Below are 22,862 nucleotides of genomic sequence, written 5' to 3'. Positions count from 1 at the left end.
GGCCTGGCGCCCTTTGCCTGCATGTTCGACAGCAGCGACACAGCACCGCGAATGCAGCGCAGCCATGGGGCGGCGCATGTGGTCATGGGACCGCGTGGGCTGATCGATCTGGCGCAGGCGGGCTCGGCCAAGGCGATGCTGCCGCGCATGACGGCGGGTCTGCCGGAAATCGTCTTTCTGAACACCTCGGGCGGGCTGGCTTCGGGCGACCGGCTGGCCTTTGCGGTCGATCTGCGCGCAGGCACCCGCGCGCTGGCCACCACGCAGACCGCCGAACGCGCCTATCGCGCCACCGCCGCGGCCGCACAGGCGCGCGTCACCCTGACGGTGGGCGCGGGGGGCTGGCTGGACTGGCTGCCGCAGGAAACCATCCTGTTCGACGGCGCCCGGCTGGACCGGGAAACCCGGATCGATCTTGCCCCGGATGCGGGTTGCCTGCTGCTGGAGATGCTGGTTCTGGGCCGTCTGGCCATGGGCGAACGTCCCGCCCGCCTGCATCTGCGCGATCGCCGCATCGTGCGCCGCGACGGGCGGGTCATCCATCACGACGCCTTCGCGCTGGACGATGCCACCCTGCCGCGCCTGGACGGCCCGGCGCTGCTGGGCGGTGCCCCGGCGCTGGCCACGCTGGCGCTGATCGCCCCCGATGCGCCCGACCGGCTGGCTGCGACCCGCGCCGTGCTGGACGAACCCGGCGTCACCGGGGCGGCCAGCGCGCCGCCCGGTCGGCTGGTCATCCGCCTGCTGGCCGCCAATGGCTGGCCTTTGCGACGGCAGGTCAACCGGCTGCTGAGCGTTCTTCGCCCCGATCCCCTTCCCCGTATCTGGCAGGTCTGACATGAACCTTACCCCCCGCGAACGCGAGAAACTGATGGTCTCGGTCGCCGCCATGGTGGCGCGTGGCCGCCTGTCGCGCGGCGTCAAGCTGAACCACCCCGAGGCGATCGCCCTGATCACCGATTTCGTGGTCGAGGGCGCGCGCGACGGCCGCACGGTCGCCGATCTGATGCAGGCGGGGGCGCATGTGATCACCGCGGACCAATGCATGTCCGGCATCCCCGAGATGATCGAATCGGTGCAGGTCGAGGCCACCTTTCCCGACGGCACCAAGCTGGTCACCGTCCATCACCCCATCCGTCAGGAGGCCTGAATGAAACGCCTGTCTTTTACCGCCGCGCTGCTGATCCCGTCCGTCGCGGTCGCGCATCCCGGCCATGTCGCGGATCAGGGCCAGTTCCTGCACGGTCTGGCCCATCCGGTCGGCGGCGCCGATCACCTGCTGGCGATGGTGGCGCTTGGCCTCTTGGCGGTACAGCTGGGCGGTCGCGCGATCTGGGCGCTGCCGGTGACCTTTGTGGCCGCGATGGTCGCGGGCGGGGCGATGGGCGCCGCCGGCACGGGCTTTCCGGCGGTCGAGCCGATGATCCTCGCCTCGGTCGTGATCTTCGGCGTGCTGGTGGCGATGGCCGCGCGGCTGCCGCTGGCGGTGCTGGTCCCGATGGTCGCGGTCTTTGGCGCCGCCCATGGCTGGGCGCATGGGGCCGAGGGTCCGGGATCGGGGCTGGCGCTGTATGCGGCAGGCTTTGCGCTGGCGACGATGGCGCTGCATCTGGCGGGCATCGCTTTCGGCCGCCTGCTGTCGCGCGGGCTGGAACTGCGCGTGCTGGGCGGCGGCGCCTCGCTGGCGGGCCTTGCCCTGGCCTTCGGAGGATAACCCCATGATCCCCGGAGAGATCTTTCCCGCCCACGGTGACATCACCCTGAACGAGGGGCGCCCGACCCTGACCCTGATGATCGCCAATACCGGCGACCGGCCCATTCAGGTCGGCAGTCATTACCATTTCGCCGAAACCAACCCGGCGCTGGATTTCGACCGCGCGGCCGCGCGCGGGATGCGGCTGGCCATTCCCGCAGGCACCGCCGTGCGCTTTGAACCCGGCCAGTCGCGCGAGGTCGCTCTGGTCGGCTATGCAGGCGACCGGATCGTGCAGGGCTTTCGCGGCCAGATCATGGGGGCGCTATGACGACGCTGTCGCGCGCCGATTACGCGGCGCTTTACGGTCCCACCAAGGGCGACCGCATCCGTCTGGCCGATACCGAGATCATCATCGAGGTCGAGCGCGACCTGACCATTCCGGGCGAAGAGGTCAAATTCGGCGGCGGCAAGGTGGTACGCGACGGGATGGGCCAGTCTCAGGTCACCCGCGATGGCGGGGCGATGGATACGGTCATCACCGGGGTCGTGGTTTTTGACCATCAGGGCATCATCAAGGCCGATGTCGGCATCAAGGACGGGCTGATCGCGGGCATCGGCAAGGCGGGCAATCCCGACACCCAGCCCGGCGTGACCCTGATCATCGGCCCTGCAACCGAGATCATCGCCGGAGAGGGGCGCATCCTGACCCCGGGCGGCTTCGACTGTCACATCCACTTCATCTGCCCCCAGCAGATCGATCATGCCCTGCATTCGGGCGTCACCACGATCCTGGGCGGTGGCACGGGGCCCGCGCATGGCACGCTGGCCACCACCTGCACGCCGGGCCCCTGGCACATCGCCCGCATGCTGGAGGCCTGCGCCGACCTGCCGGTGAACGTGGGCATCGCCGCCAAGGGCAATGCCAGCGTTCCGGCGCCCTTGATCGAACAGATCCGCGCGGGCGCCTGTGCGATGAAGCTGCACGAGGATTGGGGCACCACCCCCGCCGCCATCGACAATTGCCTGACCGTGGCCGATCAGATGGACGTGCAGGTGATGATCCACACCGACACGCTGAACGAATCGGGCTTTGTCGAGGATACGATGGCCGCCATCGCGGGCCGCACCATCCACGCCTATCACACCGAAGGCGCGGGCGGCGGCCATGCCCCCGACATCATGCGCATGGTGGGGATGGCGAATGTCATGCCCTCGTCCACCAACCCGACGCGGCCCTATACGGCCAACACGGTCGAGGAACATCTGGACATGCTGATGGTGTGTCACCATCTGGACCGCCGCGTCCCCGAGGATGTGTCCTTCGCCGAAAGCCGCATCCGCCGCGAGACCATCGCGGCCGAGGATATCCTGCACGATCTGGGCGCGTTTTCGGTGATCTCATCCGACAGTCAGGCGATGGGCCGGATCGGCGAGGTGATCATCCGCACGTGGCAGACGGCATCCAAGATGCGCCAGCAGCGCGGCAGATTGCCCGAGGAAACGGGCGACAACGACAATGTCCGCGCGCGCCGCTATATCGCGAAATACACCATCAACCCGGCCATCGCCCAGGGGGTCAGCGCGCATATCGGGTCGATCACGCCCGGCAAGCGCGCCGATCTGGTCCTGTGGTCGCCCGCGTTCTTTGCCGCCAAGCCCGAGATGGTGCTGGTCGGCGGGCTGATCAGCGTGGCGCAGATGGGCGATCCGAACGGGTCCATTCCGGTCCAGCCGATGTTCTCGCGCCCCATGTGGGGACATACGCGCCGCGCCTCGGCGCTGTTCCTGTCGAAAGCGGGGCTGGAGGCGGGCGCCGCCAGCCGGCTGTCGAAAACGCTGATCGCCGTGGAACACACCCGCGACATCGGCAAGCGCGACATGATCCTGAACGACGCCCTGCCCGTGATCGAGGTCGATCCCGAAACCTACGAGGTTCGCGCCGATGGACAATTGTTAACCTGCGAGCCTGCGACGGAACTGCCGCTGGCTCAGCGCTATTTCCTCTTCTGAGGGAGGACACATCATGACCGCCACTGCCCATACCATCATCCGCAATGCGCCCGCGCCCTTTGACGGTGACATCGCGCTGGATTACGAAGGCCGCCTGCTGCGCCGCAAACGCCTGTCCTTTGACGGGGGCCATTTCATGGTCGACCTGCCCGAGGTGACCAGTCTGGACGACGGTGACGCGTTCGAGCTGTCGGATGGCCGCCAGATCGTCGTGCGCGCCGCCCCCGAACCGGTGATCGAGATCCGGGGCAATCTGGCGCGGCTGGCCTGGCATATTGGCAACCGCCACACGCCCTGCCGGATCGAGGCCGACCGCCTGATCATCCGGCAGGATCACGTGATGGAGGCGATGCTGAAACAGCTGGGCGCCAACGTGATCCGCAAGGACATCCCATTCCGCCCCGAAGGCGGCGCCTATGGCCATGGCCGCACCTTCGGCCATGATCACGGTCCGGCAGACCATGCCCACAGCCACCCGCATGGCGCGGGCGAACAGGCGCCGGGCCATGCCTCGGCGCACAGCCATGCCCATGGTCAGGCCTCGGCCCACAGCCATGCGGACGGCCACAGTCACGCTTCGGGCCACAACCACGCCTCGGCGCACAGCCACAGCCACAGCCATTCGCACAGCCACAGCGATACGGGCACCGGTCATGCGGATGGCGGACACGCAGGCGACGGGCATGACCAGACCGACAAGGCCAGCCACGGCCACGGGCATGACCACCCGGCCCATGATCACGCCTGACACGGCCCGGCTGCGCCTGTGGCAGATGCTGTCGCCCGCTTTTCCGGTGGGCGGCTTTGCCTGGTCTCAGGGGCTGGAATACGCGATGGATCAGGGGCTGGTGACCCGTGCCACGCTGGCGCAATGGCTGGCCGACTGGCTGGATCATGGCGCAGGCTGGACAGATGGGGTGCTGGTCGCGCTGACCCTGCAGCCCGGCGCCGATCCGGCGGCGCTGGACGATCTGGCCCGCGCCGCCTGCCTGACCCGCCAGCGCCTGGTGGAAACCGTGGAACAGGGCACCGCCTTTGCCGCCAACATGACCGCACTGACCGGCACGCCGCATCCCGCCGCCGCTTTGCCGGTCGCCTTCGGGCAGGCCTGCGCGCCGTTAAATCTGCCCGCACCCGAGATCATAGCCGCGTTTCTGCAATCGCAGGCCGCCGGCCTGATCAGCGCCGCCGTGCGGTTCATGCCGCTTGGCCCGGTCGAGGGGCAACGGATGCTGGCCGCCCTGCAGCCCAGGATCCTGACCCGCGCGACGCGTGCGGCAACCGCCACGCAAGGCGACCTTGCCAGCGCCGCATGGGGGGCCGAGATGGCCGCCATGCGGCATGAAACGATGACAACAAGGATTTTCCGATCATGAGCCTGAATGGACCTCTCCGCGTCGGCATCGGCGGTCCCGTCGGTGCGGGCAAGACGACCCTGACCGAACAGATCGCCCGTGCGCTGGCCCCGCGCCTGTCCATGGCCGTGATCACCAACGACATCTATACCCGCGAGGATGCCGAGGCGCTGATGCGCGCGCAGGTTCTGCCCGAAGACCGCATCCGTGGCGTGGAAACCGGCGGCTGCCCCCATACCGCCATCCGCGAGGATGCCAGCATCAATCTGGCCGCCATCGCCGATCTGAACGCGGCCTTCCCGGATCTGGAGCTGATCCTGATCGAATCGGGGGGCGACAATCTGGCGGCGACCTTCAGCCCGGAACTGGCCGACCTGACGATCTATGTCATCGATACGGCGGCGGGGCAGGACATTCCCCGCAAGCGCGGCCCCGGTCTGGCGCGGTCCGACCTGCTGGTGGTGAACAAGACCGATCTGGCGCCCTATGTCGGGGTCGATGCAGTGCTGCTGGAAAAGGATGCACATGATGCACGCGGCACGCGCCCCGTCGTCATGGCCCAGCTGCGGCACGGAAAAGGCGTCGCCGAGATCGTCGATTTCCTGATCGAACAAGGCGGTTTGACACCATCCGCGCCTTAATCCTGCCCGCCTGACAGGCAAAGCCCTGCCGATCTGCCCAAGCCCGCGCCAGTGCCTGCGCAGGCGGGGCGTCACCTGCTCGAATCCTGTTCAGCTGCCTGATTTTCCCGTCTTCCTGCATCGGCAAGGGCCCGGCTCTTGACGAAATCTGACAGGGACACCGGCCAGAGCCGGGGGGAAAAGGGGTATGATGACCAAGTTGACCAAGATCCTGATGCTGACCAGCGCGCTGACGCTGGCGCAGGCGGCCCATGCGCAGACACCGGAAGGCGAGCCGATCAAGATCGGCGTGCTGCATTCCCTGTCGGGCACCATGGCGATTTCCGAAACCACGCTGAAGGACACCGTCCTGATGATGGTCGAACAGCAGAACGCCAAGGGCGGCGTCCTGGGCCGCCCGCTGGAGGCCGTGGTCGTCGATCCCGCATCCGACTGGCCCATGTTCGCCGAAAAGGCGCGCGAGCTGCTGACCGTGTCCGAGGTCGATGCGATCTTCGGCTGCTGGACCAGCGTCAGCCGCAAATCCGTCCTGCCGGTGATCGAGGAGCTGAACGGCCTGCTGTTCTATCCGGTGCAGTACGAGGGCGAGGAATCGTCCAAGAACGTCATCTATACCGGTGCCGCGCCGAACCAGCAGGCGATCCCCGCTGTCGATTACATGCGCGACGAACTGGGCGTGGAAAGCTGGGCGCTGCTGGGCACCGACTATGTCTATCCGCGCACCACGAACAACATTCTGGATGCCTATCTGAAGGATAATGGCGTCGCGGCCGAGGATATCTTTGTCAACTATACCCCCTTCGGGCATTCCGACTGGTCGCGGATCGTGGCCGATGTCGTGGCGCTTGGCGCGGGCGGCAAGAAGGTCGGCGTCGTGTCGACCATCAACGGCGACGCGAATGTGGGTTTCTACAAGGAACTGGCAGCGGCGGGCGTGTCGGCGGATGACATTCCGGTCATGGCCTTTTCGGTCGGCGAGGAAGAACTGTCGGGTCTGGATACCGCGGATCTGGTCGGCCATCTGGCCGCGTGGAATTACTTCCAGACCGCCGAAAGCGACGTGAACACCGCCTTTATCGAAGAGTGGAAAAGCTTCGCGGGCGAGGATCGCGTGACCAACGACCCGATGGAGGCGACGGTGATCGGCTTCAACGCATGGGTCGCGGCGGTCGAGGCGGCGGGCACCACCGATGTGGACCCGGTTCTGGATGCCATCGTCGGCGTAGAGGTGCCGAACCTCAGCGGCACCATGGCCACCGTGCTGCCGAACCACCACATCACCAAGCCGGTCCTGATCGGCGAGATCCGCGATGACGGCCAGTTCGACATCGTCAGCCAGACAGAGCCCGTGGCGGGCGACGCCTGGACCGATTTCCTGCCGGAATCGGCCGTTCTGGATTCGGACTGGCCGGGCAAGGATTGCGGGATGTTCAACACCGAGACCCAGACCTGCGTGCAGGTTCAGTCGAACTACTGATGTCTTTGGCCGGGCGGTTCACGCCGCCCGGTTCCCCTTGCCGAAGGAATCCCCCGCGTGACCCGTCTTGAACGAGTTCTGCCGCTGCTTGTGGCCCTGTTGCTGCCCATCTCCGTGCAGGCCAATCCGGCGCTTGAGGCCGTGATCGCCGAGAATATCGAGGGGCTGGAACGTCCCTCGCGCCTGACGGTCGAGCCTTTGGTGGCCCAGATCGCCGCCACCGGGCCTGAAGGGCTGGCCCTGCTGCAGGCATGGTCCGAACGCCAGCTGGGCCTGACCGATGACGGGCGCGCGGTCATCGTCGGCGATGATGACGCGGCCACCGATGCGGTGACCGGCCAGCCGGTCCCGGATGCCGATCCGCAGATGCTGCGCCCCAATTCGGGCGTGCGCGGCGTCATCGAATCGGCACTGGTGGCGGGGGCGCTGAACGATCCCGACCCCGCGCGGCGCCGCGCGGCGCTGGATTCGCTGGCGCGCGGCGGCACATTCGAACAGCTATCCGCGCTCCGCGCCGCACTGGACGATCCTGACCCCGCGCTGGCGGCCCGCAAGGCCCGGCTGGAACGGCTGCTGACCATTCAGGTGGGCGAAAGCAGCACCGAACGCGTCGCCGCCATCGAGGAGATGGCCGGCGATGTCAGCCTCGATTTCCGCGCCGCGCTGAACCCGCTGCTGGTCACGCGGCGGGTGGTGGCGACGGACGAACCCTCGGGCAATGTCGCGCGCGAAGTCACCATCGACAGCGACGATCTGCCCCGCGATGACGCCATCGCCCTGCTGGTGCAGGACGGCGTGCTGCAACCGCGCCTGACCTCGATCGAGCAGCGCGGCGCGCTGGCGGCCAATCTGAGCGACGGCATGGTCGGCGGCGTTCCGGTGGCAGACCTGTCCGACCCCACCGCCCGCGACACCGCCTATGAGGCATTGGAGGCCGCAGGCACCGTCCCCCCCGCCGCGACCGAGGCCGAGGTTCAGGCCGCGCTGGACGCCCATCGTGTCTTCGAACTCTATGCCGAAAACGACAGCGCCGTCACCGATGCCGCCCGCGCCGCGCAGATCCGCGCGCAGGTGCGGCTTGGCGCGATGCAGGGCATCGATCTGGGGCTGGACGCGCTGTCGCTGGCCTCGATCTATTTTCTGGCCGCCATCGGGCTGGCCGTGACCTTTGGCGTCATGCGGGTGATCAACATGGCGCATGGCGAATTCATCATGATGGGCGCCTATACCGGCTATACCGTGCAGACGCTGATCGCGGACCGGACCCTGTCGCTGGTCGTGGCGCTGCCGCTGGCCTTTGCGGTGACCTTCGGCGCCGGGGTGGTTCTGTATCGTCTGGTCATCCGCCATCTGGCGCATCGCCCGCTGGAGACGCTGCTGGCGACGTTTGGCGTGTCCATCGCGCTGCAACAGCTGGCCAAGAACATCTTTGGCACGCAGGCCCGCCCGCTGACCGCCCCGCCCTGGCTGGAAGGGTCGATCATCATCAACGACGTGATCGGCATCAGCTCGATCCGGGTGGCGATCTTTGTTCTGGCACTGCTGTTTCTGGGGCTGTTCCTGTTCATCATGAAGCGCACCAGACTGGGGCTGGAGGTCCGCGCCGTGACCCAGAACCCCGGCATGGCCGCATCAATGGGCATCAACCCCGACCGCATCGCGATGATGACCTTTGGTCTGGGGTCCGGGATCGCGGGAATCGCCGGCGTGGCGATCGGTCTGTTCGCACAGGTCACCTCCGAGATCGGCCAGCAATATATCGTGCAAAGCTTCATGACCGTGGTCGTGGGCGGGGTCGGCAATATCTGGGGCACGCTGGCGGGCGCCACGCTGATCGGCGGGCTGTCCAAGGTCATCGAAAGCTTCAACCCCGGCAACACGCTGGCGGCGCAGACCTTCATGATCCTGTTCATCATCATCTTTATCCAGTTCCGGCCCCGTGGGATCATCCCGCAAAAGGGCCGCGCGGCCGAGGCGTAACCCATGACGCGAACTCCCTTCATCCTGCGCACCCCCTCGACCCTGATCATGCTGGCGGTGCTGGCGGTGTTCACGATCGCCGTCACCCTGCTCAGCCATGCCTATGGGACGGGGGTCATCCCCACCTCGATGGTCAAGACGCTTGGCATGACCCTGTGTCTGGCGATGGCGGCGGTCGGAATGGATCTGGTCTGGGGCTATCTGGGCATCCTGTCGCTTGGCCAGATGGCGTTCTTTGCGCTTGGCGGCTACATGATCGGGCAATGGCTGATGTATGCCCGGACCGAGGGGATCGTCATCGCCTCGCAGGCGCAGAACCCCATCCCCGCCACCCCGCAAGAGATCCGCGACGGGGTCACCAACCAGATCTTTGGCGTGGTCGGCAGCGCCGATCTGCCGCTGGTCTGGAGCTTCGCGCATTCCCTGCCGCTGCAGCTGATCCTTGTGGTCGCGGTGCCGGGCCTTCTGGCGCTGGTCTTCGGCTGGCTGGCCTTTCGCAGCCGCGTCAACGGCGTCTATCTGTCGATCCTGACGCAAGCGATGACGCTGGCGCTGGCGTTGTGGCTGTTTCAGAACGACAGCGGCTTTCGCGGCAATAACGGCCTGTCGGGGCTGCAGAACCTGCCCGGCATGGACGCGGTCGATCAGGCGACGCTGTCGGTCTGGTTCCTGTGGGCATCTGCCGGGGCGCTTGGGCTGGTCTATGTGCTGGCGGCGTGGCTGGTCAGCGGCAAGTTCGGCAGCGTGGTCCGCGCCATCCGCGACGACGAAACCCGTGTGCGGTTTCTGGGCTATCCGGTCGAGGGGTTCAAGCTGGTCGTCTTTACCGTCGCCGCGATGATCACCGCGATCGCAGGCGCGCTGTATTATCCGCAGGCCGGGATCATCAACCCGGCCGAGATGATGCCCATCGCCTCGATCTATCTGGCGGTCTGGGTGGCCATCGGCGGGCGGGGGCGGCTTTATGGCGCAGTCATCGGGGCCTTTGTCGTGTCACTGCTGTCGACATGGTTCACCGGCGGGCGGGCACCCTCGATCCATCTGCCCGGCTATGTGGTGAACTGGGTGGACTGGTGGCAGGTCGCGCTTGGCCTGTCCTTCGTGCTGGTCACACTCTATGCGCCCAAGGGCATCGCGGGCATCTTCGATCTGCTGAACAAGAGGGGCCGGGCATGAGCGCGCTGCTGGAAGTGAACGGGATCAGCAAAAGCTTTGACGGGTTCAAGGCGATCAACAATCTGTCCTTTTCCATCAACGAGGTCGAACTGCGTGCGGTGATCGGCCCCAATGGCGCGGGCAAGACCACCTTCATGGATATCGTCACCGGCAAGACCCGCCCCGACGAAGGCGAGGTGCGGTTCGGCGAGACGGGCAAGTCGCTGCTGAAGATGAACGAGGCGCAGATCGCCCGCGAGGGGATCGGCCGCAAGTTCCAGCGCCCCACCGTGTTCGAGGATCAGTCGGTCGCCGACAATCTGATCATGGCGCTGAAGGCCGACCGCAGCCCGTTTTCGGTGCTGGGCTGGCGCCCGTCCGGCGAATCTGCGGCGCGTGTGGCCGATCTGGCCGCCGAGGTGGGCCTGTCCGACGCCGTCGACCGCAAGGCGGGCGAGCTGAGCCACGGCCAGAAACAATGGCTGGAGATCGGCATGCTGCTGGCCTCGGCGCCACGCCTTCTGCTGGTCGATGAACCGGCGGCGGGCATGACGCTGGCGGAACGTGAACAGACCACCTCGTTGCTGTGCCGTCTGGCCGAGACGCGGGCGGTGGTGGTGGTGGAACATGACATGGATTTCGTGCGCCGCCTGAACTGCAAGGTGACGGTGCTGCATCAGGGGTCCGTGCTTGCCGAGGGCAGCCTGGACCATGTGACCCGCAATCCCGACGTCATCGACGTCTATCTGGGGCGATGAGATGTTAGAGGCGACGAACCTGACCCTGCATTACGGCGGCAGCCAGATCCTGCATGGCATCGACATCACGGCCCGGCCCGGCGAGGTCACCTGCGTGATGGGCAACAATGGCGTGGGCAAGACATCGCTGATGAACCTGCTGGCCGGGCGGCATCCCCGTTCGGGCGGCGAGATCCGCTATGATGGCAAGGAGCTGGGGCGGCTGGCGGCACAGAAGATGGCGCGGATGGGCGTCGGCTATGTCCCGCAGGGCCGGGCGATCTTTCCGATGCTGACCGTGCGCGAGAACATGGAGACCGGCTTTGCCTGCCTGCCCCGCGCGGACCGCAAGATCCCCGACGAGATCTTCGACAGCTTTCCCGTGCTGGCCGAGATGGCCCATCGGCGCGGCGGCGATCTGTCGGGCGGTCAGCAACAGCAGCTGGCCATCGCCCGCGCGCTGATCACCAGACCTCGCGTGCTGCTGCTGGACGAGCCGACCGAGGGGATCCAGCCCAATATCATCGCCCAGATCGGCCGGGTGATCGCCACCCTGCGCGACCGGGGCGACATGGCCATCGTGCTGGTCGAGCAGTTTTTCGATTTCGCATGGGATCTGGGCGATCAGTTTCTGGTGATGGAGCGGGGTCGCGCCGTCATGCAGGGCGCCAAGGCCAGTCTGCGGCGCGAGGATCTGCATGCGCGGCTGGCGGGGCATGCCGAAGTGTAATCCCAAATCGGGAACGTGGCCGCGGGCGGAGTAAGGGGGGGGGGCTGCCAGCCCCCCTCTTGGCCTGCGGCCAATTCACCCCCCGGGGATATTTTCGTGAAGAAGAAGAGCGATCGGGAGGGTCAGCGTTTGCGTTCCCAACGGCCCGAATCCTCGGACCAGTATTCGGCCTCGATGCCGGCGCCGGTCAGGGCGCGCCATTGGGTGCGGGCGCGGTCGGTGGCGGTGGTGTCGCCGCCGTCGAAGAGAATGCAGGTGCGGTCGAGGGTTGCGGCATCGGCCGGCGCGATCTCGACCCCGTCCAGCGCCATGAGGCAGGCCGGGTTGTTGGCGGGGGGCTGGCCGGGCAGGGTCAGCAGGACCGGCTGGCGCGCGTCATGGGCACCGCCCGCGCGGCCATGCGGCAGAAATCCGTCGCCTTGCCACAGATGCTGGTCCAGATGATCCAGCCGGGCGGCATCCGGGGCGCGCAGTTCCACCCGCCAGCCTGCCGACAGCGCCTTGGTCAGAAGGACCGGCAGTAGCGTCTCGGCAGGCGAGCGGGTGAGATGATAGAACAGCGCCTTGCCCATCAGGCGTGACCCCGCGCACGCCACAGGCCGGGGCCGCCCCGGCGCCGGAGGGCCCCCACGGCGTCGCGGGGGCTGGGCAAGACGCCGGCGATGGGCGCACCGGTCACGGGCGTTCGAAGCTGTCGCGCACCAGACGGTCCAGCGTCATCACGCCCCAGCCCGTCGCGCCGCGCGGGGCCAGATCGGTGGCGGCGGGCGGCAGGGCCACGCCCGCGATGTCGATATGCGCCCAGGGCTGGCCATCACGCACGAAGCGGGCCAGAAACTGCGCAGCGGTGATCGAGCCTGCGGCACGACCGCCCGAGTTCTTCATATCAGCCAGCCGCGACTTGATCAGCCCGTCATAGGACGGCCCCAGAGGCAGGCGCCACGCGCCCTCACCCTCGGCCCGGGCGGCCTGCAGGATCTGGTCGGACAGCGTGTCGTCATTCGAGAAGACCCCGGCATTGTCATGGCCAAGCGCGATGATCACCGCCCCGGTCAGCGTCGCCAGATCGATCATCGCCGAGGGTTTGAAGCGGTCCTGCGCGTACCACATCACATCGGCCAGAACGAGCCGGCCTTCGGCATCGGTGTTCACGACCTCGATCGTGTCGCCCTTCATCGATTTCAGGATGTCGCCGGGGCGATAGGCGCGACCGTCGGGCATGTTTTCGACCAGACCGACCAGACCGACGACATTGGCCTTGGCGCGGCGCAGGGCCAGCGTGCGCATGACGCCCGCCACGACGCCCGCACCGCCCATGTCCATCGTCATCTCCTCCATCCCGGCGCCGGGCTTGATCGAGATGCCGCCGGTGTCAAAAACGACGCCCTTGCCGACAAGCGCCAGAGGCGCCTGATCGCCACCGCCATTCCAGCGCATGACCACGACCTTGGAGGGGCTTTCGCTGCCCTGACCCACGGCCAGCAGCGCGCGCATGCCCAGTTTCGCCAATTCCGGCTCGTCCAGCACCTCGACGTCCAACCCTAGTTCGCGCATCGCCAGCAGGCGGTCGGCGAAATCGCTGGTGGTCAGGACGTTGGCGGGTTCGTTGACCAGATCGCGGGTGAAGAACACACCTTCGGCCACGGCTGCGGCGGACCCTGCGACCTTGGCCAGACCTTCGGGATCCTTGACCATCATCGTGACGCGGGCCTTGTCGGACACCTCGGCGGCGGGCGCTTCCAGCCGGTCATCGGCTTGCGCATCGCCCAGAAGGGCATCGGGGGCCTGACCCTCTGATTCGGGCATGAGACCGCCCGACTGCGCGGTGGCCCCCGCCTCGGACGGTTTGGTCTGATAGACCGAGAAATCATAGCCGCGCAGCGCCAGCCCAAGGGCCACATCCCCGGCCAGCCTGTGCGCGCCCGCCAGAATCAGCGTGTGGCTGCGGCCCAGTTTCGCGCCAAGCGCCGCACCCGCGCGCCGCGCCTCGGCCTGGGATGAGGCGTTGGGCAGAAAGACCAGCACCAGCGCATCCGCCGCCATGCCGGCGGGGAAGGCCAGTTCCAGCGATTGGCCGGGTTTCAGTGCCTTGCCGGCCTTGGACGCCAGCGCGCGGATCGCCGCCTCTCGCGCGGGGCGGGGCAGTTTTCCGGCCAGCTTGTCGGTGCTGGTCAGGATCAGCGCCACGCGCCCCGGATGGTCCGCCAGCAGATCTGCATTGACGTCGGTAAAGTTGATTTCGACAGGCTGGGTCATGGAAACGGTCCTCACGTCTGGTTGCGGATGACCCTAGACCCCCGCCCGGCCCTTTTCCAGAGCCGCCCTTGCCGCTAAGCAGGACGGAACGTCACGCATGCAAAGGCCAGCCATGCCCCGGATCGACCGTTATATTCTTGGTCAGCTGCTGACGCTGTTCGGGTTCTTTGCGCTGGTGCTGGTGTCGGTCTATTGGATCAACCGTGCGGTCGGCCTGTTCGACGACCTGCTGAACGATGGCCAGACGGCGCTGGTGGTGCTGGAATTCACCGCACTGACCCTGCCGCTGGTCATTTCGGTGGTGCTGCCGGTGGCGGCCTTTGCGGCGACTGCCTATGGCACCAACCGCCTGTCCGGCGAATCCGAGCTGGTGGCGATGCAGGCGGCGGGGCTGGGCCCGTGGCGGCTGGCCCGCCCGGTGCTGATCTTTGGGGTCTTCGTGGGGATGATGGTGGCGGTGCTGGTCCACGGGCTGGTGCCTCTGGCCCGCGCCCGGCTGGCCGACCGCTCTGCCGAGATCGCCGAGAATGTGACCGCCCAGTTCCTGCGGCCGGGCGCCTTTCAGTATCCCGCGCCGGGGGTGACGCTGTTCATCCGCGATGTGGCGGGGGACGGGCGGCTGCTGGACCTGTTCATCGAGGATGGCCGCGATCCGGCCAATGTCGTCAGCTATACCGCGCAAGAGGCGCTGGTGGTCCGGGCCGAGGCCGGGCCGGTGCTGGTCCTGTTGCAGGGGATGGCCCAGAACCTGCGGACCAGTGCCACCGGGCCGGTTCTGTCGGTGACCCGCTTTGCCGAATTCAGCTATGATATCGGGGCGATGTTCCATGGCGGCGGTACAAGGGGCCGCGATCTGCGCGATTATGGCACGCTGCGCCTGCTGTCGCCCGATGCCGCCCTGCTGGAGGCGACCGGCGCCACGCCCGGCGATGCCCGCCGCGAGGCGCATGAGCGGATCGCCCAGCCCCTGCTGTCGCCCGTCGCCGCGATGATCGGCTTTGCGACGCTGATGATCGGCGGGTTTTCCCGCTTTGGCGTCTGGCGGCAGGTGGGCTGGGCGATCGTCGCGCTGATCGGGGTGCAGTTCCTGTCCAATGCCGCCGCCAATCAGGTCGGGCGCGATGTCGCCCTGTGGCCGCTGCTGTATCTGCCCGCAGCCTTGGGGGCGGCGCTGTGCGCGGGGCTGTTATGGATGGCCGCCAGACCGCGTGGCCCCAGAATGCGCAGGGTGGCCTCATGATTCTGGCATGGTATGTGGCGGGGCGGTTCCTGCGCAGTTTTCTGATGATCGCGGGGGTTTTCCTGCTGATCCTGTTCCTGATCGACATGATCGAGATCATCCGCCGCTTTTCCGACCGCGATATCGGGCTGGCGGGCGCTGCACGTCTGGCGGCGCTGAACATCACCGGCAGCTTTTATGCGATTCTGCCGCTGATGACCGTGCTGGCGGGGATCGCGCTGTTTCTGGGACTGGCGCGCAGTTCGGAGATGGTGGCGATCCGCGCCTCGGGACGCTCGGCCCTGCGGGTGATCGCAGCGCCCGTGGCCACGGCGGTGGCGCTTGGCGCGCTGACCGTGGGGCTTTTGAACCCCTTGGTCGCCGCCACCGGGTCGCTTTATGACGAGGCGGTGGCCCAGATCGGGCGCGCGGGCAGCCAGACCGTCAGCGTCGGCGACAGCGCCGTCTGGCTGCGTCAGGCCATGCAGGAGGGCGGACAAGAGGCCGGGCAGATCGTCATCCGCGCGCGCCGCGCCAGCCCCGATGCGGTGACGCTGTATGATGCCAGCTTTCTGGTTTTTGACGCCGAGGCAGGTCCGATCCGCCGGATCGAGGCCCGCGAGGCGCGGCTGACGCCCGGCGCGTGGCAATTGCATCAGGTCAGTGATTACCCGCTGGATCAGGAAAATCCGCAGGCGCGGGTGGTGCGCAGCGCGGCGATGGTGCTGGCCTCGGATCTGACCGCGCAGGGCATCCGCGACGGGTTCGGACGCCCCGAATCGGTGCCCGTCTGGCAACTGCCCACCTTTATCGCCGGGCTGGAACGTGCGGGCTTTTCCGCCGCCCGCCACAAGGTCTGGTTCCAGATGGAACTGGCCCGCCCCTTCCTGATGGCCGCGATGGTGATGATCGCCGCCGCCTTTACCATGCAGCATATGCGCGGGCGCAATGCGGGGGCGGCGGTCCTGATGGCCTTTGGCGCCGGGATCGCGCTGTTCTTTTTGCGCAATCTGGCGCAGGTTCTGGGCGATAACGGACAGATCCCACCGCCGATGGCGGCATGGACCCCGGTGCTGGTCGGCGCCATGCTGGCCCTGGGCCTGATCCTGAAGCGGGAGGACGGATGAGCGCGCTGATCGTGACACGGGCGCCCCGGCGCCCCGCCCGGGGATGGGCGACGCTGAAGACCGGCGCCGCGCTGGCCGCTCTGGTCCTGGGCTTGGGGCTTGCCGGGCCTCTGGCCGCGCAATCGGTCTTTGGCGACGAGGATCAGGCCAGCGGCATGCCATCGCTGACCGGCATGCCCGGCGCGATGGGCGTCGATATGGGCGTGACCGCGCTGGCCCCCGAGGCCGAGGCGCTGGCCAGCCAACCCATGAGCGACCGCACCCCCGTGCCGCCGAACCCGGCGGCGCTGACCCCCGATGCCAATGTGACCCTGCCCGGCACGGCGCGCCCCGATGATGGCGGCACGGCGGCGACGGTGCTGGCCGACAACGTGCAGCTGCAGGGGGATCAGACGCTGATCGCCTCGGGCGGGGTGGTGGTCTGGTATCAGGGGTCGCGGCTGATCGCATCGCGCATCGTGGTCGACGGCGCCTCGGGCGATCTGACCATCGAGGGGCCGATCCATCTGTCGCAGCCCGGCGGCACGACGGCAGGCGCCGATGCCGACCCCGCCGACCCCACCGACAATGCGATCCTGATCGCCGACAGCGCCCAGCTGGACCGCGAATTGCGCGACGGCATCATTCTGGGCGCACGGCTGGTGCTGGCGCGCGAATTGCAGCTGGCCTCGACCCGGCTGGAGCGGCGCGAGGATGGCCGGATCAGCGAGCTGAGCGATGTCGTCGCCTCGTCCTGCCAGATCTGCGCCGAAAATCCGACGCCGCTGTGGGAAATCCGCGCCCGCCGCATCACCCATGATGCCGAAACCCGGCTGATCACCTTTGACCGGCCCCAGCTGCGCGCCTTTGGCGTGCCGCTGGCCTATGCGCCCTTCAAGGTCACCGCGCCCGACCCGACGGTGCGGCGGCGGTCGGGCTTTCTGCGGCCCGAGGTGCGCACCACCTCGGGGCTGGGGTTCGGGGTAAAGCTGCCCTATTTCCAGACGCTTGGCGATCAGGCGGATCTGACCATCACGCCCTACGTCTCGCTGGACCGGACCCGCACGCTGGAGCTGCGCTATCGTCAGGCCTTTGCCAATGGCGCCACCGAATGGTCCGGCGCGATCAGCCGCGACGATCTGGATCCCGGCGAGACGCGCGGCTATGTCTTTGGCGCGGGACAGTTCGCGCTGCCGCGCGGATATCGCTTGGGGCTGCAGGTGCAGACGGCGTCCGACCGGGCCTATCTGCTGGATTACGGCATCACCGATGCCGACCGGCTGTGGAGCGGGCTGTCGCTGGAACGCGTGCGCCGCGACAAGATGATCTGGGGCCGGGTCGGCAACTATAATTCGCTGCGCGAGGATGAGGACAACGCCACATCGCCCGCACAGGTGGCCGATGTCATCTGGATGCGACGCGTGCAGCCGCGCGTGATCGGCGGCGAGGTGCTGCTGGAATGGTCAGCCCATGCGCACAGGCGTCCCTCGGATGACGATCAGATCGGGCGTGACGTGGCGCGGGCCTCGGTCGGGGCCGACTGGCGGCGCAGCCAGATCCTGCCCGGCGGGGTGGTTGCGGCGGCTCTGGCGGGCATTGATGCCGATCTGTACCGCATCGCGCAGGACGACCGCTTTGACGATGTGGTGACCCGTGTCGACCCGCAGGTGGGGGTCGAATTGCGCTGGCCGCTGGCGGGCAGCCATGCGGGCGCCACCCATCTGGTCGAACCGGTGGTCCAGATTCTGTATTCCCCGCGCGGGCGCGATGACGACATCCCGAACGAGGACAGCCGCCTGATCGAATTCGACGAGGGCAATCTGTTTTCCGACAACCGCTTTCCCGGTTCCGACGTCCGCGAAACCGGGCTGCGCGCCAATATCGGCGCAACCTGGACGCGCATCGACCCGACCGGCTGGTCGCTTGGTCTGACCGGCGGGCGGGTGCTGCGTGCGCGCGACGCCGACAATCTGGACGCAGACAGCCCGCTTGGCGGCAGCGCCTCGGACTGGTTGCTGGCGGCGCATTACGACAGCGGCGACGGGCTGGCCATCGCCAACCGGGCCTTGTTCGGCGATGATTTCGCTATTTCCCGCAACGAATTGCGGGTCGGCTGGCTGCGTCCGGATCTGCAATTGTCGGCAGGCTATATCTGGATCGACCGCGACGAGGACGAGGGCCGCGACATTGATGCCAGCGAACTGGCCGGCAATCTCAGCTGGCAGATCGCGCGCGGCTGGTGGGGCGAGGCAGAAACCCGCTATGATTTCGCCGCCGACAGGGCACAGCGCGCCGCCCTGCGGGTGGCCTATCGCAACGAATGCATCACCGTCGAAACCGGCCTGTCGCGCCGCTTCAGCAGCTCTGATCTGCTGCGGGCCGAGACCAGTTTCGATCTTTCCGTGCGCTTGGGCGGCTTTGGCATGGCACAAGACGGGCCGGGCACGGTGGCGCGCAGGAACTGCATGCGCTAATCTGGCGCCAACAAACGAGGATGAGGGCAGACATGCGGCATTTCCTTTCGGGTATCGCCCTTGCGGCGGTGATCGCCACGGGCGCGGTGGCCCCCGCCATGGCGCAGAACCTGTTCGCGCCCGTCGTCTATGTGAACGACAGCGCGGTCACCGGATACGAGGTGGACCAGCGCATGCGCTTCATGCAGGCGATCGGCGCGCCGCTGGCCGATGCCGACGCGGCCCGGCAGGCATTGATCGATGACCGGCTGCGGGTGCAGGCCGCCACCGAGATCGGCGTCGAGATCACCCCCGAAGGTCTGCAGGAAGGCCTTGAGGAATTCGCCGGACGCGCCGGTCTGGACGCGGCGGGCTTCATCGCCCAGCTGGAACGCGCGGGCATCGAAGACGGCGTCTTTCGCGATTTCGTCGAGGCCGGCACCGTCTGGCGCGAGGTCGTGCGCGCCCGCCTGCTGCCCCAGGTGCGGGTGTCCGATGCCGAGGTGGATCAGGAATTGCAGCGCGCCATCGAAACGCCGGTCATCGACCGGGTGCTGCTGTCCGAACTGATCATCCCCGCCCCCCCGGGTCAGGAGGCGCAGGCCCTGCAACTGGCCGAACGCATCGCCGGATCCCGCCCGAACGAGGCGCAGTTCGCCGAAGCCGCGCGCCAGTATTCCGCCACGCCTTCGGCGCAGGCCGGTGGACGGCTGGACATGCTGGCGCTGGACAATCTTCCGCCCTCGCTGCGCCCCATCGTCACCGCATTGCAGCCGGGGCAGGTCAGCCAGCCCCTGCCGGTCGAGGGCGCGGTGGTGCTGTTCTTCCTGCGCGACATTCAGGGGACGGTGCGCGCGGGCGCTCGTGAACAGGTGCTGGATTACATGACGCTGCGCCTGGCCTCGGTCGCCGATGCGGCAAGGCTGGCCGCAACCGTGCGCGGCTGCGACGATCTTTACGGTCAGGCAGGCCCCGACATCGCCCCGCAGATCCAGCGCCAGACAGCCAGCCAGGGGGCGATCCCGCAGGGCACCGCCGCCCGGCTGGCCTCGCTGGACCCCGGCGAGGCGGGCGTGGTGCCGGTCGGCGCGGGTGCCGATCTGGTGATGCTGTGTTCCCGCCAGCCCGCTTTGGCCGCGCAGGCCGAGGTCGCGACCACTGCCCTGCCCGAGGACGGGGTCGAAGCCGCCGTGCCCCAGCCATCCCAACCCGAAGGCATCCCCACGCGCGAGGCCGTGCGCAGCCAGCTGTTCAACCTCAAGGTCAATGCCGCCGCCGAGGGCTATCTGGCCGACCTGCGCGCCGACGCGATCATCCGGCGACCCTGATGGCACGCATCCTGCTGACCTGCGGCGAACCCGCAGGCGTGGGCCCGGAACTGGCGCCGCTGGCGCTGGCCTCGGGCGTCGATCTGGTCTGGCTGGGCGATCCCCGGCATTTGCCGCCGGGCTGCGCCATGACCGTGGTCGCCGACCCCTCGGACCCCGTGCCGCCGGGCCATCTGCCGGTCCTGCGCCATGATTTCAGCGGTCCCGCCACGCCGGGCCGCCCCGACCCGTCCCATGCGGCGGATGTGATCGCGGTCATCGCCCGGGCGGTCGATCTGGCGATCAGTGGCCGCGTGGCGGGCATCACCACCGCGCCCATCAACAAGCAGGCCCTGAAAGAGGGCGCTGGCTTCGCCTTTCCCGGCCATACCGAATATCTGGCCCATCTGGCAGGCGATGTGCCGGTGGCGATGATGCTGGCCTCGACCACGGTGACGCCGCCCTGCCGGGTGGTGCCCGCGACGATCCACATTCCCCTGTCGGATGTCCCTGCGGCCCTGACGCCCGCCGCGCTGGAACAGGCCATTCGCCTGACCCATGCGGCGCTCATCCGCGATTTCGCGATTGAAAGCCCCCGCATCGCGGTCGCGGGGCTGAACCCCCATGCGGGCGAGGGCGGGACGATGGGCCGAACCGAACTGGACATGATCGTCCCCCTGCTGACCCGCCTGCGGGCCGAGGGGATGGACCTGACCGGCCCCCTGCCAGCCGACACGATGTTTCACGCCCCGGCCCGCGCCGGATATGACGCCGCCATCTGCGCCTATCACGATCAGGCCCTGATCCCGATCAAGACGCTGGATTTTGCAGGCGGCGTCAACGTGACCCTGGGCCTGCCCTTCATCCGCACCTCGCCCGATCACGGCACCGCCTTCGACATCGCGGGCAAGCGGCTGGCCGACCCGGCCTCCACCATCGCCGCGCTGACGATGGCCCGCCAAATGGCCAATGCCCGGCAGCCCCTTCATCTTGGCCGAAATATCCCACGGGGGTCCGGGGGTGTGAAACCCCCGGTCCGGCATCAGCCATGATCGACAACCTCCCCCCCCTGCGCGAGGTCATCGCCACCCACGACCTCAGCGCCAAGAAGCAGCTGGGTCAGAATTTCCTGCTCGACCTGAACCTGACCCACAAGATTGCCCGTCAGGCGGGGGATCTGACCGGCTGCGACGTGCTGGAGATCGGCCCCGGTCCCGGCGGGCTGACGCGCGGTCTGTTGGCCTGCGGCGCCCGCCACGTGCTGGCGATCGAGAAAGACCCCCGCGCCCTGCCTGCGCTGGAACAGATCGCCGCCGCCTATCCGGGCCGCCTGACCATCATCACCGGCGACGCGCTGGCCATCGACCCGATGGCCCATCTGACGCCGCCGATCCGGGTGGCCGCGAACCTGCCCTATAATGTCGGCACCGAATTGCTGATCCGCTGGCTGACGCCGCGCGACTGGCCGCCCTTCTGGCAATCCCTGACGCTGATGTTCCAGAAAGAGGTCGCGCAGCGCATCACCGCCACGCCCGGCTCCAAGGCCTATGGCCGGCTGGCGCTGCTGGCCCAATGGCGCGCCGATGCGCGCATCGTGATGACCCTGCCGCCCGAGGCCTTCGTGCCCGCCCCCAAGGTCCATTCCGCGGTCGTCCATCTGACCGCCCTGCCCCAGCCCCGCTTTCCCGCCGATGCCGCCGTTCTGGGCCAGATCACCGCTGCGGGCTTCAACCAGCGCCGCAAGATGCTGCGCGCCAGCCTCAAGGGCCTGCATCCTCAGATCGAGGCGCTGCTGGACAGCGTCGCCATCCCCCCCACCGCCCGCGCCGAAGAGATCGAGCTGGAACAGTTCTGCGCTCTGGCGCGCGCCCTGAAGGCTGCGCGCGAGGCGTGACGGGGGGCTGGACGACCCCCGGTGGTGGGCCATCTGGCTGCTGCCGGAAAGATGGATATTTGAGTGAAGAAGAAAGGGGGGCGTTTGGTGCCCCTTGTGCCCGCGCCGGAGCTTTTGGCAGAGGTTGAAAGGCTCTGACGAATGACAAAGGGCGCGCCGTCTGGCGCGCCCTTGTCCGTGTGGTGATCCGGTCGGGATCAGTCCTGATTGCCGTCCTGCGGATCGGACACCACAGCATCGCTTTTCATCACAGGCTTGCGGCGGCTGCGGGTCGGCGCGGGCACCACATCGGTCGGCGCCGCATCCGTCGAGGTCGCATCGCCAGCCGCATCCGAAGCGGCACGCGGCGTCCGGGCACGCGGGGTCCGCGCGCGGGGGGGCTTGGCGGGCGTTTCGACCGCGGCGCCGGTTTCCGGCGTGATCACCGGGGCGGCAGCGTCATCCTCGCGCGCGCTCAGCACATCCGGCAGGGTGGCCTGAGCCGGAGCCGCAGCCTCGGCATTGCGCGGATCGTTGTTGTCGCGCGGCTCGCGGCGCGAACGCGACGACCGGGGCTGGTTTTCGCGGGGCTGGCTGTCCCGGGGCTGTGCGTCGCGGCTTTGCGGATCCCGGGGCTGATTGTCGCGCGGCTGGCTGTCGCGCGGCTGGTTGTCGCGGCTTTGCGGGTCGCGCGGATGGCTGTCGCGGGGCGCATTGTCCCGGTATTGCTGGTCGCGGGACTGGTTGTCCCGGTTCTGTTGGTCCCGGGGCTGGCTGTCGCGATTTTGCTGATCCCGCGACCGGTCCCGATTGCCGTCATGACGCTGGCCGCCATCGTTCTGATGGCCGCCCTGTCCTGAATTGCCA

At 67.9% G+C, this 22,862-nt stretch carries 20 protein-coding genes and 1 pseudogene; 19 read left to right on the top strand and 2 right to left on the bottom strand.

All coding sequences use genetic code 11. The annotated features are described in order from the left end of the window. The first annotated feature begins 21 nt into the window (after positions 1–21). The 13 genes and pseudogenes from EG885_RS08160 to urtE all read left to right on the top strand — a co-directional run bounded on the left by EG885_RS08160 (position 22) and on the right by urtE (position 11,781). A complete protein-coding gene (locus EG885_RS08160) occupies positions 22–837 on the top strand; it encodes an urease accessory protein UreD (RefSeq protein WP_131573987.1) in 816 nt (271 codons plus the stop codon). Between the two features lies 1 nt (position 838). After that, positions 839–1,150, top strand: a complete 312-nt coding sequence (locus EG885_RS08155) for an urease subunit gamma (RefSeq protein WP_131573986.1) — start codon at positions 839–841, stop codon at positions 1,148–1,150. Continuing rightward, on the top strand, positions 1,151–1,714 hold the full coding sequence (locus EG885_RS08150; protein WP_131573985.1) for a HupE/UreJ family protein: 564 nt from the start codon (positions 1,151–1,153) through the stop codon (positions 1,712–1,714). Between the two features lie 4 nt (positions 1,715–1,718). Beyond that, complete coding sequence (locus EG885_RS08145; RefSeq protein ID WP_131573984.1) at positions 1,719–2,024, top strand: urease subunit beta; 306 nt, start codon at positions 1,719–1,721, stop codon at positions 2,022–2,024. Next, a complete protein-coding gene (gene ureC / locus EG885_RS08140; RefSeq protein ID WP_131573983.1) occupies positions 2,021–3,706 on the top strand; it encodes an urease subunit alpha in 1,686 nt (561 codons plus the stop codon). The genes EG885_RS08145 and ureC overlap by 4 nt, the downstream gene beginning before the upstream one ends. Before the next feature lie 13 nt (positions 3,707–3,719). Then, a pseudogene (locus EG885_RS23280) lies at positions 3,720–4,187 on the top strand (urease accessory protein UreE); the annotation flags it as partial. Positions 4,188–4,425: 238 nt separating this feature from the next. Continuing rightward, positions 4,426–5,082 (top strand): urease accessory protein UreF, encoded by a 657-nt coding sequence (locus EG885_RS08130; protein ID WP_242679562.1) that lies wholly within the window; start codon positions 4,426–4,428, stop codon positions 5,080–5,082. Then, complete coding sequence (ureG, locus tag EG885_RS08125) at positions 5,079–5,702, top strand: urease accessory protein UreG (protein ID WP_131573981.1); 624 nt, start codon at positions 5,079–5,081, stop codon at positions 5,700–5,702. The genes EG885_RS08130 and ureG overlap by 4 nt, the downstream gene beginning before the upstream one ends. A gap of 214 nt (positions 5,703–5,916) precedes the next feature. Beyond that, positions 5,917–7,179 (top strand): urea ABC transporter substrate-binding protein, encoded by a 1,263-nt coding sequence (gene urtA / locus EG885_RS08120; protein WP_207392228.1) that lies wholly within the window; start codon positions 5,917–5,919, stop codon positions 7,177–7,179. 57 nt (positions 7,180–7,236) lie between these two features. Further along, positions 7,237–9,159 (top strand): urea ABC transporter permease subunit UrtB, encoded by a 1,923-nt coding sequence (gene urtB, locus EG885_RS08115; protein WP_131573980.1) that lies wholly within the window; start codon positions 7,237–7,239, stop codon positions 9,157–9,159. A 3-nt stretch (positions 9,160–9,162) separates the two neighbouring features. Then, on the top strand, positions 9,163–10,335 hold the full coding sequence (gene urtC / locus EG885_RS08110) for an urea ABC transporter permease subunit UrtC (protein ID WP_131573979.1): 1,173 nt from the start codon (positions 9,163–9,165) through the stop codon (positions 10,333–10,335). Then, positions 10,332–11,072, top strand: coding sequence for an urea ABC transporter ATP-binding protein UrtD (urtD, locus tag EG885_RS08105; protein ID WP_131573978.1), 741 nt, complete (start codon positions 10,332–10,334; stop codon positions 11,070–11,072). Before urtC ends, urtD begins: the two co-directional genes overlap by 4 nt. A 1-nt stretch (position 11,073) precedes the next feature. Continuing rightward, complete coding sequence (urtE, locus tag EG885_RS08100) at positions 11,074–11,781, top strand: urea ABC transporter ATP-binding subunit UrtE (protein ID WP_131573977.1); 708 nt, start codon at positions 11,074–11,076, stop codon at positions 11,779–11,781. Positions 11,782–11,903: 122 nt separating this feature from the next. Here urtE and EG885_RS08095 read toward each other — a convergent pair whose 3' ends face one another. Beyond that, positions 11,904–12,353 carry a DNA polymerase III subunit chi gene (locus EG885_RS08095; protein WP_131573976.1) on the bottom strand — a complete coding sequence of 150 codons (450 nt, stop codon included), beginning with the start codon at positions 12,351–12,353 and terminating at the stop codon, positions 11,904–11,906. Positions 12,354–12,456: 103 nt separating this feature from the next. Continuing rightward, on the bottom strand, positions 12,457–14,037 hold the full coding sequence (locus EG885_RS08090; protein ID WP_131573975.1) for a leucyl aminopeptidase: 1,581 nt from the start codon (positions 14,035–14,037) through the stop codon (positions 12,457–12,459). Positions 14,038–14,149: 112 nt separating this feature from the next. On the opposite strand from EG885_RS08090, the gene lptF reads away from it, so the two are divergent. Genes lptF through rsmA form a run of 6 tightly spaced genes read left to right on the top strand, consistent with a single transcriptional unit; the run spans position 14,150 to position 22,016 of the window. After that, positions 14,150–15,277 (top strand): LPS export ABC transporter permease LptF, encoded by a 1,128-nt coding sequence (lptF, locus tag EG885_RS08085; protein ID WP_131573974.1) that lies wholly within the window; start codon positions 14,150–14,152, stop codon positions 15,275–15,277. Next, entirely contained in the window at positions 15,274–16,383 is a 1,110-nt protein-coding gene (lptG, locus tag EG885_RS08080; RefSeq protein WP_131573973.1) for an LPS export ABC transporter permease LptG, read from the top strand. Before lptF ends, lptG begins: the two co-directional genes overlap by 4 nt. Beyond that, on the top strand, positions 16,380–18,836 hold the full coding sequence (locus tag EG885_RS08075; protein WP_242679561.1) for an LPS-assembly protein LptD: 2,457 nt from the start codon (positions 16,380–16,382) through the stop codon (positions 18,834–18,836). Before lptG ends, EG885_RS08075 begins: the two co-directional genes overlap by 4 nt. Before the next feature lie 32 nt (positions 18,837–18,868). Then, complete coding sequence (locus EG885_RS08070; RefSeq protein WP_131573972.1) at positions 18,869–20,143, top strand: peptidylprolyl isomerase; 1,275 nt, start codon at positions 18,869–18,871, stop codon at positions 20,141–20,143. Continuing rightward, a complete protein-coding gene (gene pdxA / locus EG885_RS08065) occupies positions 20,143–21,174 on the top strand; it encodes a 4-hydroxythreonine-4-phosphate dehydrogenase PdxA (RefSeq protein ID WP_131573971.1) in 1,032 nt (343 codons plus the stop codon). The genes EG885_RS08070 and pdxA overlap by 1 nt, the downstream gene beginning before the upstream one ends. Next, positions 21,171–22,016 (top strand): 16S rRNA (adenine(1518)-N(6)/adenine(1519)-N(6))-dimethyltransferase RsmA, encoded by an 846-nt coding sequence (gene rsmA, locus EG885_RS08060; RefSeq protein WP_131573970.1) that lies wholly within the window; start codon positions 21,171–21,173, stop codon positions 22,014–22,016. The genes pdxA and rsmA overlap by 4 nt, the downstream gene beginning before the upstream one ends. Positions 22,017–22,862 lie beyond the last annotated feature (846 nt).

Origin of the sequence: Paracoccus nototheniae, assembly GCF_004335005.1 — a bacterium.
Taxonomy (GTDB): domain Bacteria; phylum Pseudomonadota; class Alphaproteobacteria; order Rhodobacterales; family Rhodobacteraceae; genus Paracoccus; species Paracoccus nototheniae.
Note: the sequence above shows the minus strand (reverse complement) of the source record. Positions and strands in the feature narration are given on the sequence as shown.

What these genes read in the sequence shown, in the direction of transcription:
- EG885_RS08145 (WP_131573984.1), top strand. Translation starts at nt 1,719, where the DNA reads ATGATCCCCGGAGAGATCTTTCCCGCCCACGGTGACATCACCCTGAAC.
- EG885_RS08090 (WP_131573975.1), bottom strand. Translation starts at nt 14,037, where the DNA reads ATGACCCAGCCTGTCGAAATCAACTTTACCGACGTCAATGCAGATCTG.
- EG885_RS08095 (WP_131573976.1), bottom strand. Translation starts at nt 12,353, where the DNA reads ATGGGCAAGGCGCTGTTCTATCATCTCACCCGCTCGCCTGCCGAGACG.
- lptG (WP_131573973.1), top strand. Translation starts at nt 15,274, where the DNA reads ATGATTCTGGCATGGTATGTGGCGGGGCGGTTCCTGCGCAGTTTTCTG.
- EG885_RS08160 (WP_131573987.1), top strand. Translation starts at nt 22, where the DNA reads ATGTTCGACAGCAGCGACACAGCACCGCGAATGCAGCGCAGCCATGGG.
- EG885_RS08150 (WP_131573985.1), top strand. Translation starts at nt 1,151, where the DNA reads ATGAAACGCCTGTCTTTTACCGCCGCGCTGCTGATCCCGTCCGTCGCG.
- ureC (WP_131573983.1), top strand. Translation starts at nt 2,021, where the DNA reads ATGACGACGCTGTCGCGCGCCGATTACGCGGCGCTTTACGGTCCCACC.
- pdxA (WP_131573971.1), top strand. Translation starts at nt 20,143, where the DNA reads ATGGCACGCATCCTGCTGACCTGCGGCGAACCCGCAGGCGTGGGCCCG.
- EG885_RS08130 (WP_242679562.1), top strand. Translation starts at nt 4,426, where the DNA reads ATGACCACCCGGCCCATGATCACGCCTGACACGGCCCGGCTGCGCCTG.
- urtA (WP_207392228.1), top strand. Translation starts at nt 5,917, where the DNA reads ATGCTGACCAGCGCGCTGACGCTGGCGCAGGCGGCCCATGCGCAGACA.
- urtD (WP_131573978.1), top strand. Translation starts at nt 10,332, where the DNA reads ATGAGCGCGCTGCTGGAAGTGAACGGGATCAGCAAAAGCTTTGACGGG.
- lptF (WP_131573974.1), top strand. Translation starts at nt 14,150, where the DNA reads ATGCCCCGGATCGACCGTTATATTCTTGGTCAGCTGCTGACGCTGTTC.
- rsmA (WP_131573970.1), top strand. Translation starts at nt 21,171, where the DNA reads ATGATCGACAACCTCCCCCCCCTGCGCGAGGTCATCGCCACCCACGAC.
- urtE (WP_131573977.1), top strand. Translation starts at nt 11,074, where the DNA reads ATGTTAGAGGCGACGAACCTGACCCTGCATTACGGCGGCAGCCAGATC.
- ureG (WP_131573981.1), top strand. Translation starts at nt 5,079, where the DNA reads ATGAGCCTGAATGGACCTCTCCGCGTCGGCATCGGCGGTCCCGTCGGT.
- EG885_RS08070 (WP_131573972.1), top strand. Translation starts at nt 18,869, where the DNA reads ATGCGGCATTTCCTTTCGGGTATCGCCCTTGCGGCGGTGATCGCCACG.
- urtC (WP_131573979.1), top strand. Translation starts at nt 9,163, where the DNA reads ATGACGCGAACTCCCTTCATCCTGCGCACCCCCTCGACCCTGATCATG.
- EG885_RS08075 (WP_242679561.1), top strand. Translation starts at nt 16,380, where the DNA reads ATGAGCGCGCTGATCGTGACACGGGCGCCCCGGCGCCCCGCCCGGGGA.
- EG885_RS08155 (WP_131573986.1), top strand. Translation starts at nt 839, where the DNA reads ATGAACCTTACCCCCCGCGAACGCGAGAAACTGATGGTCTCGGTCGCC.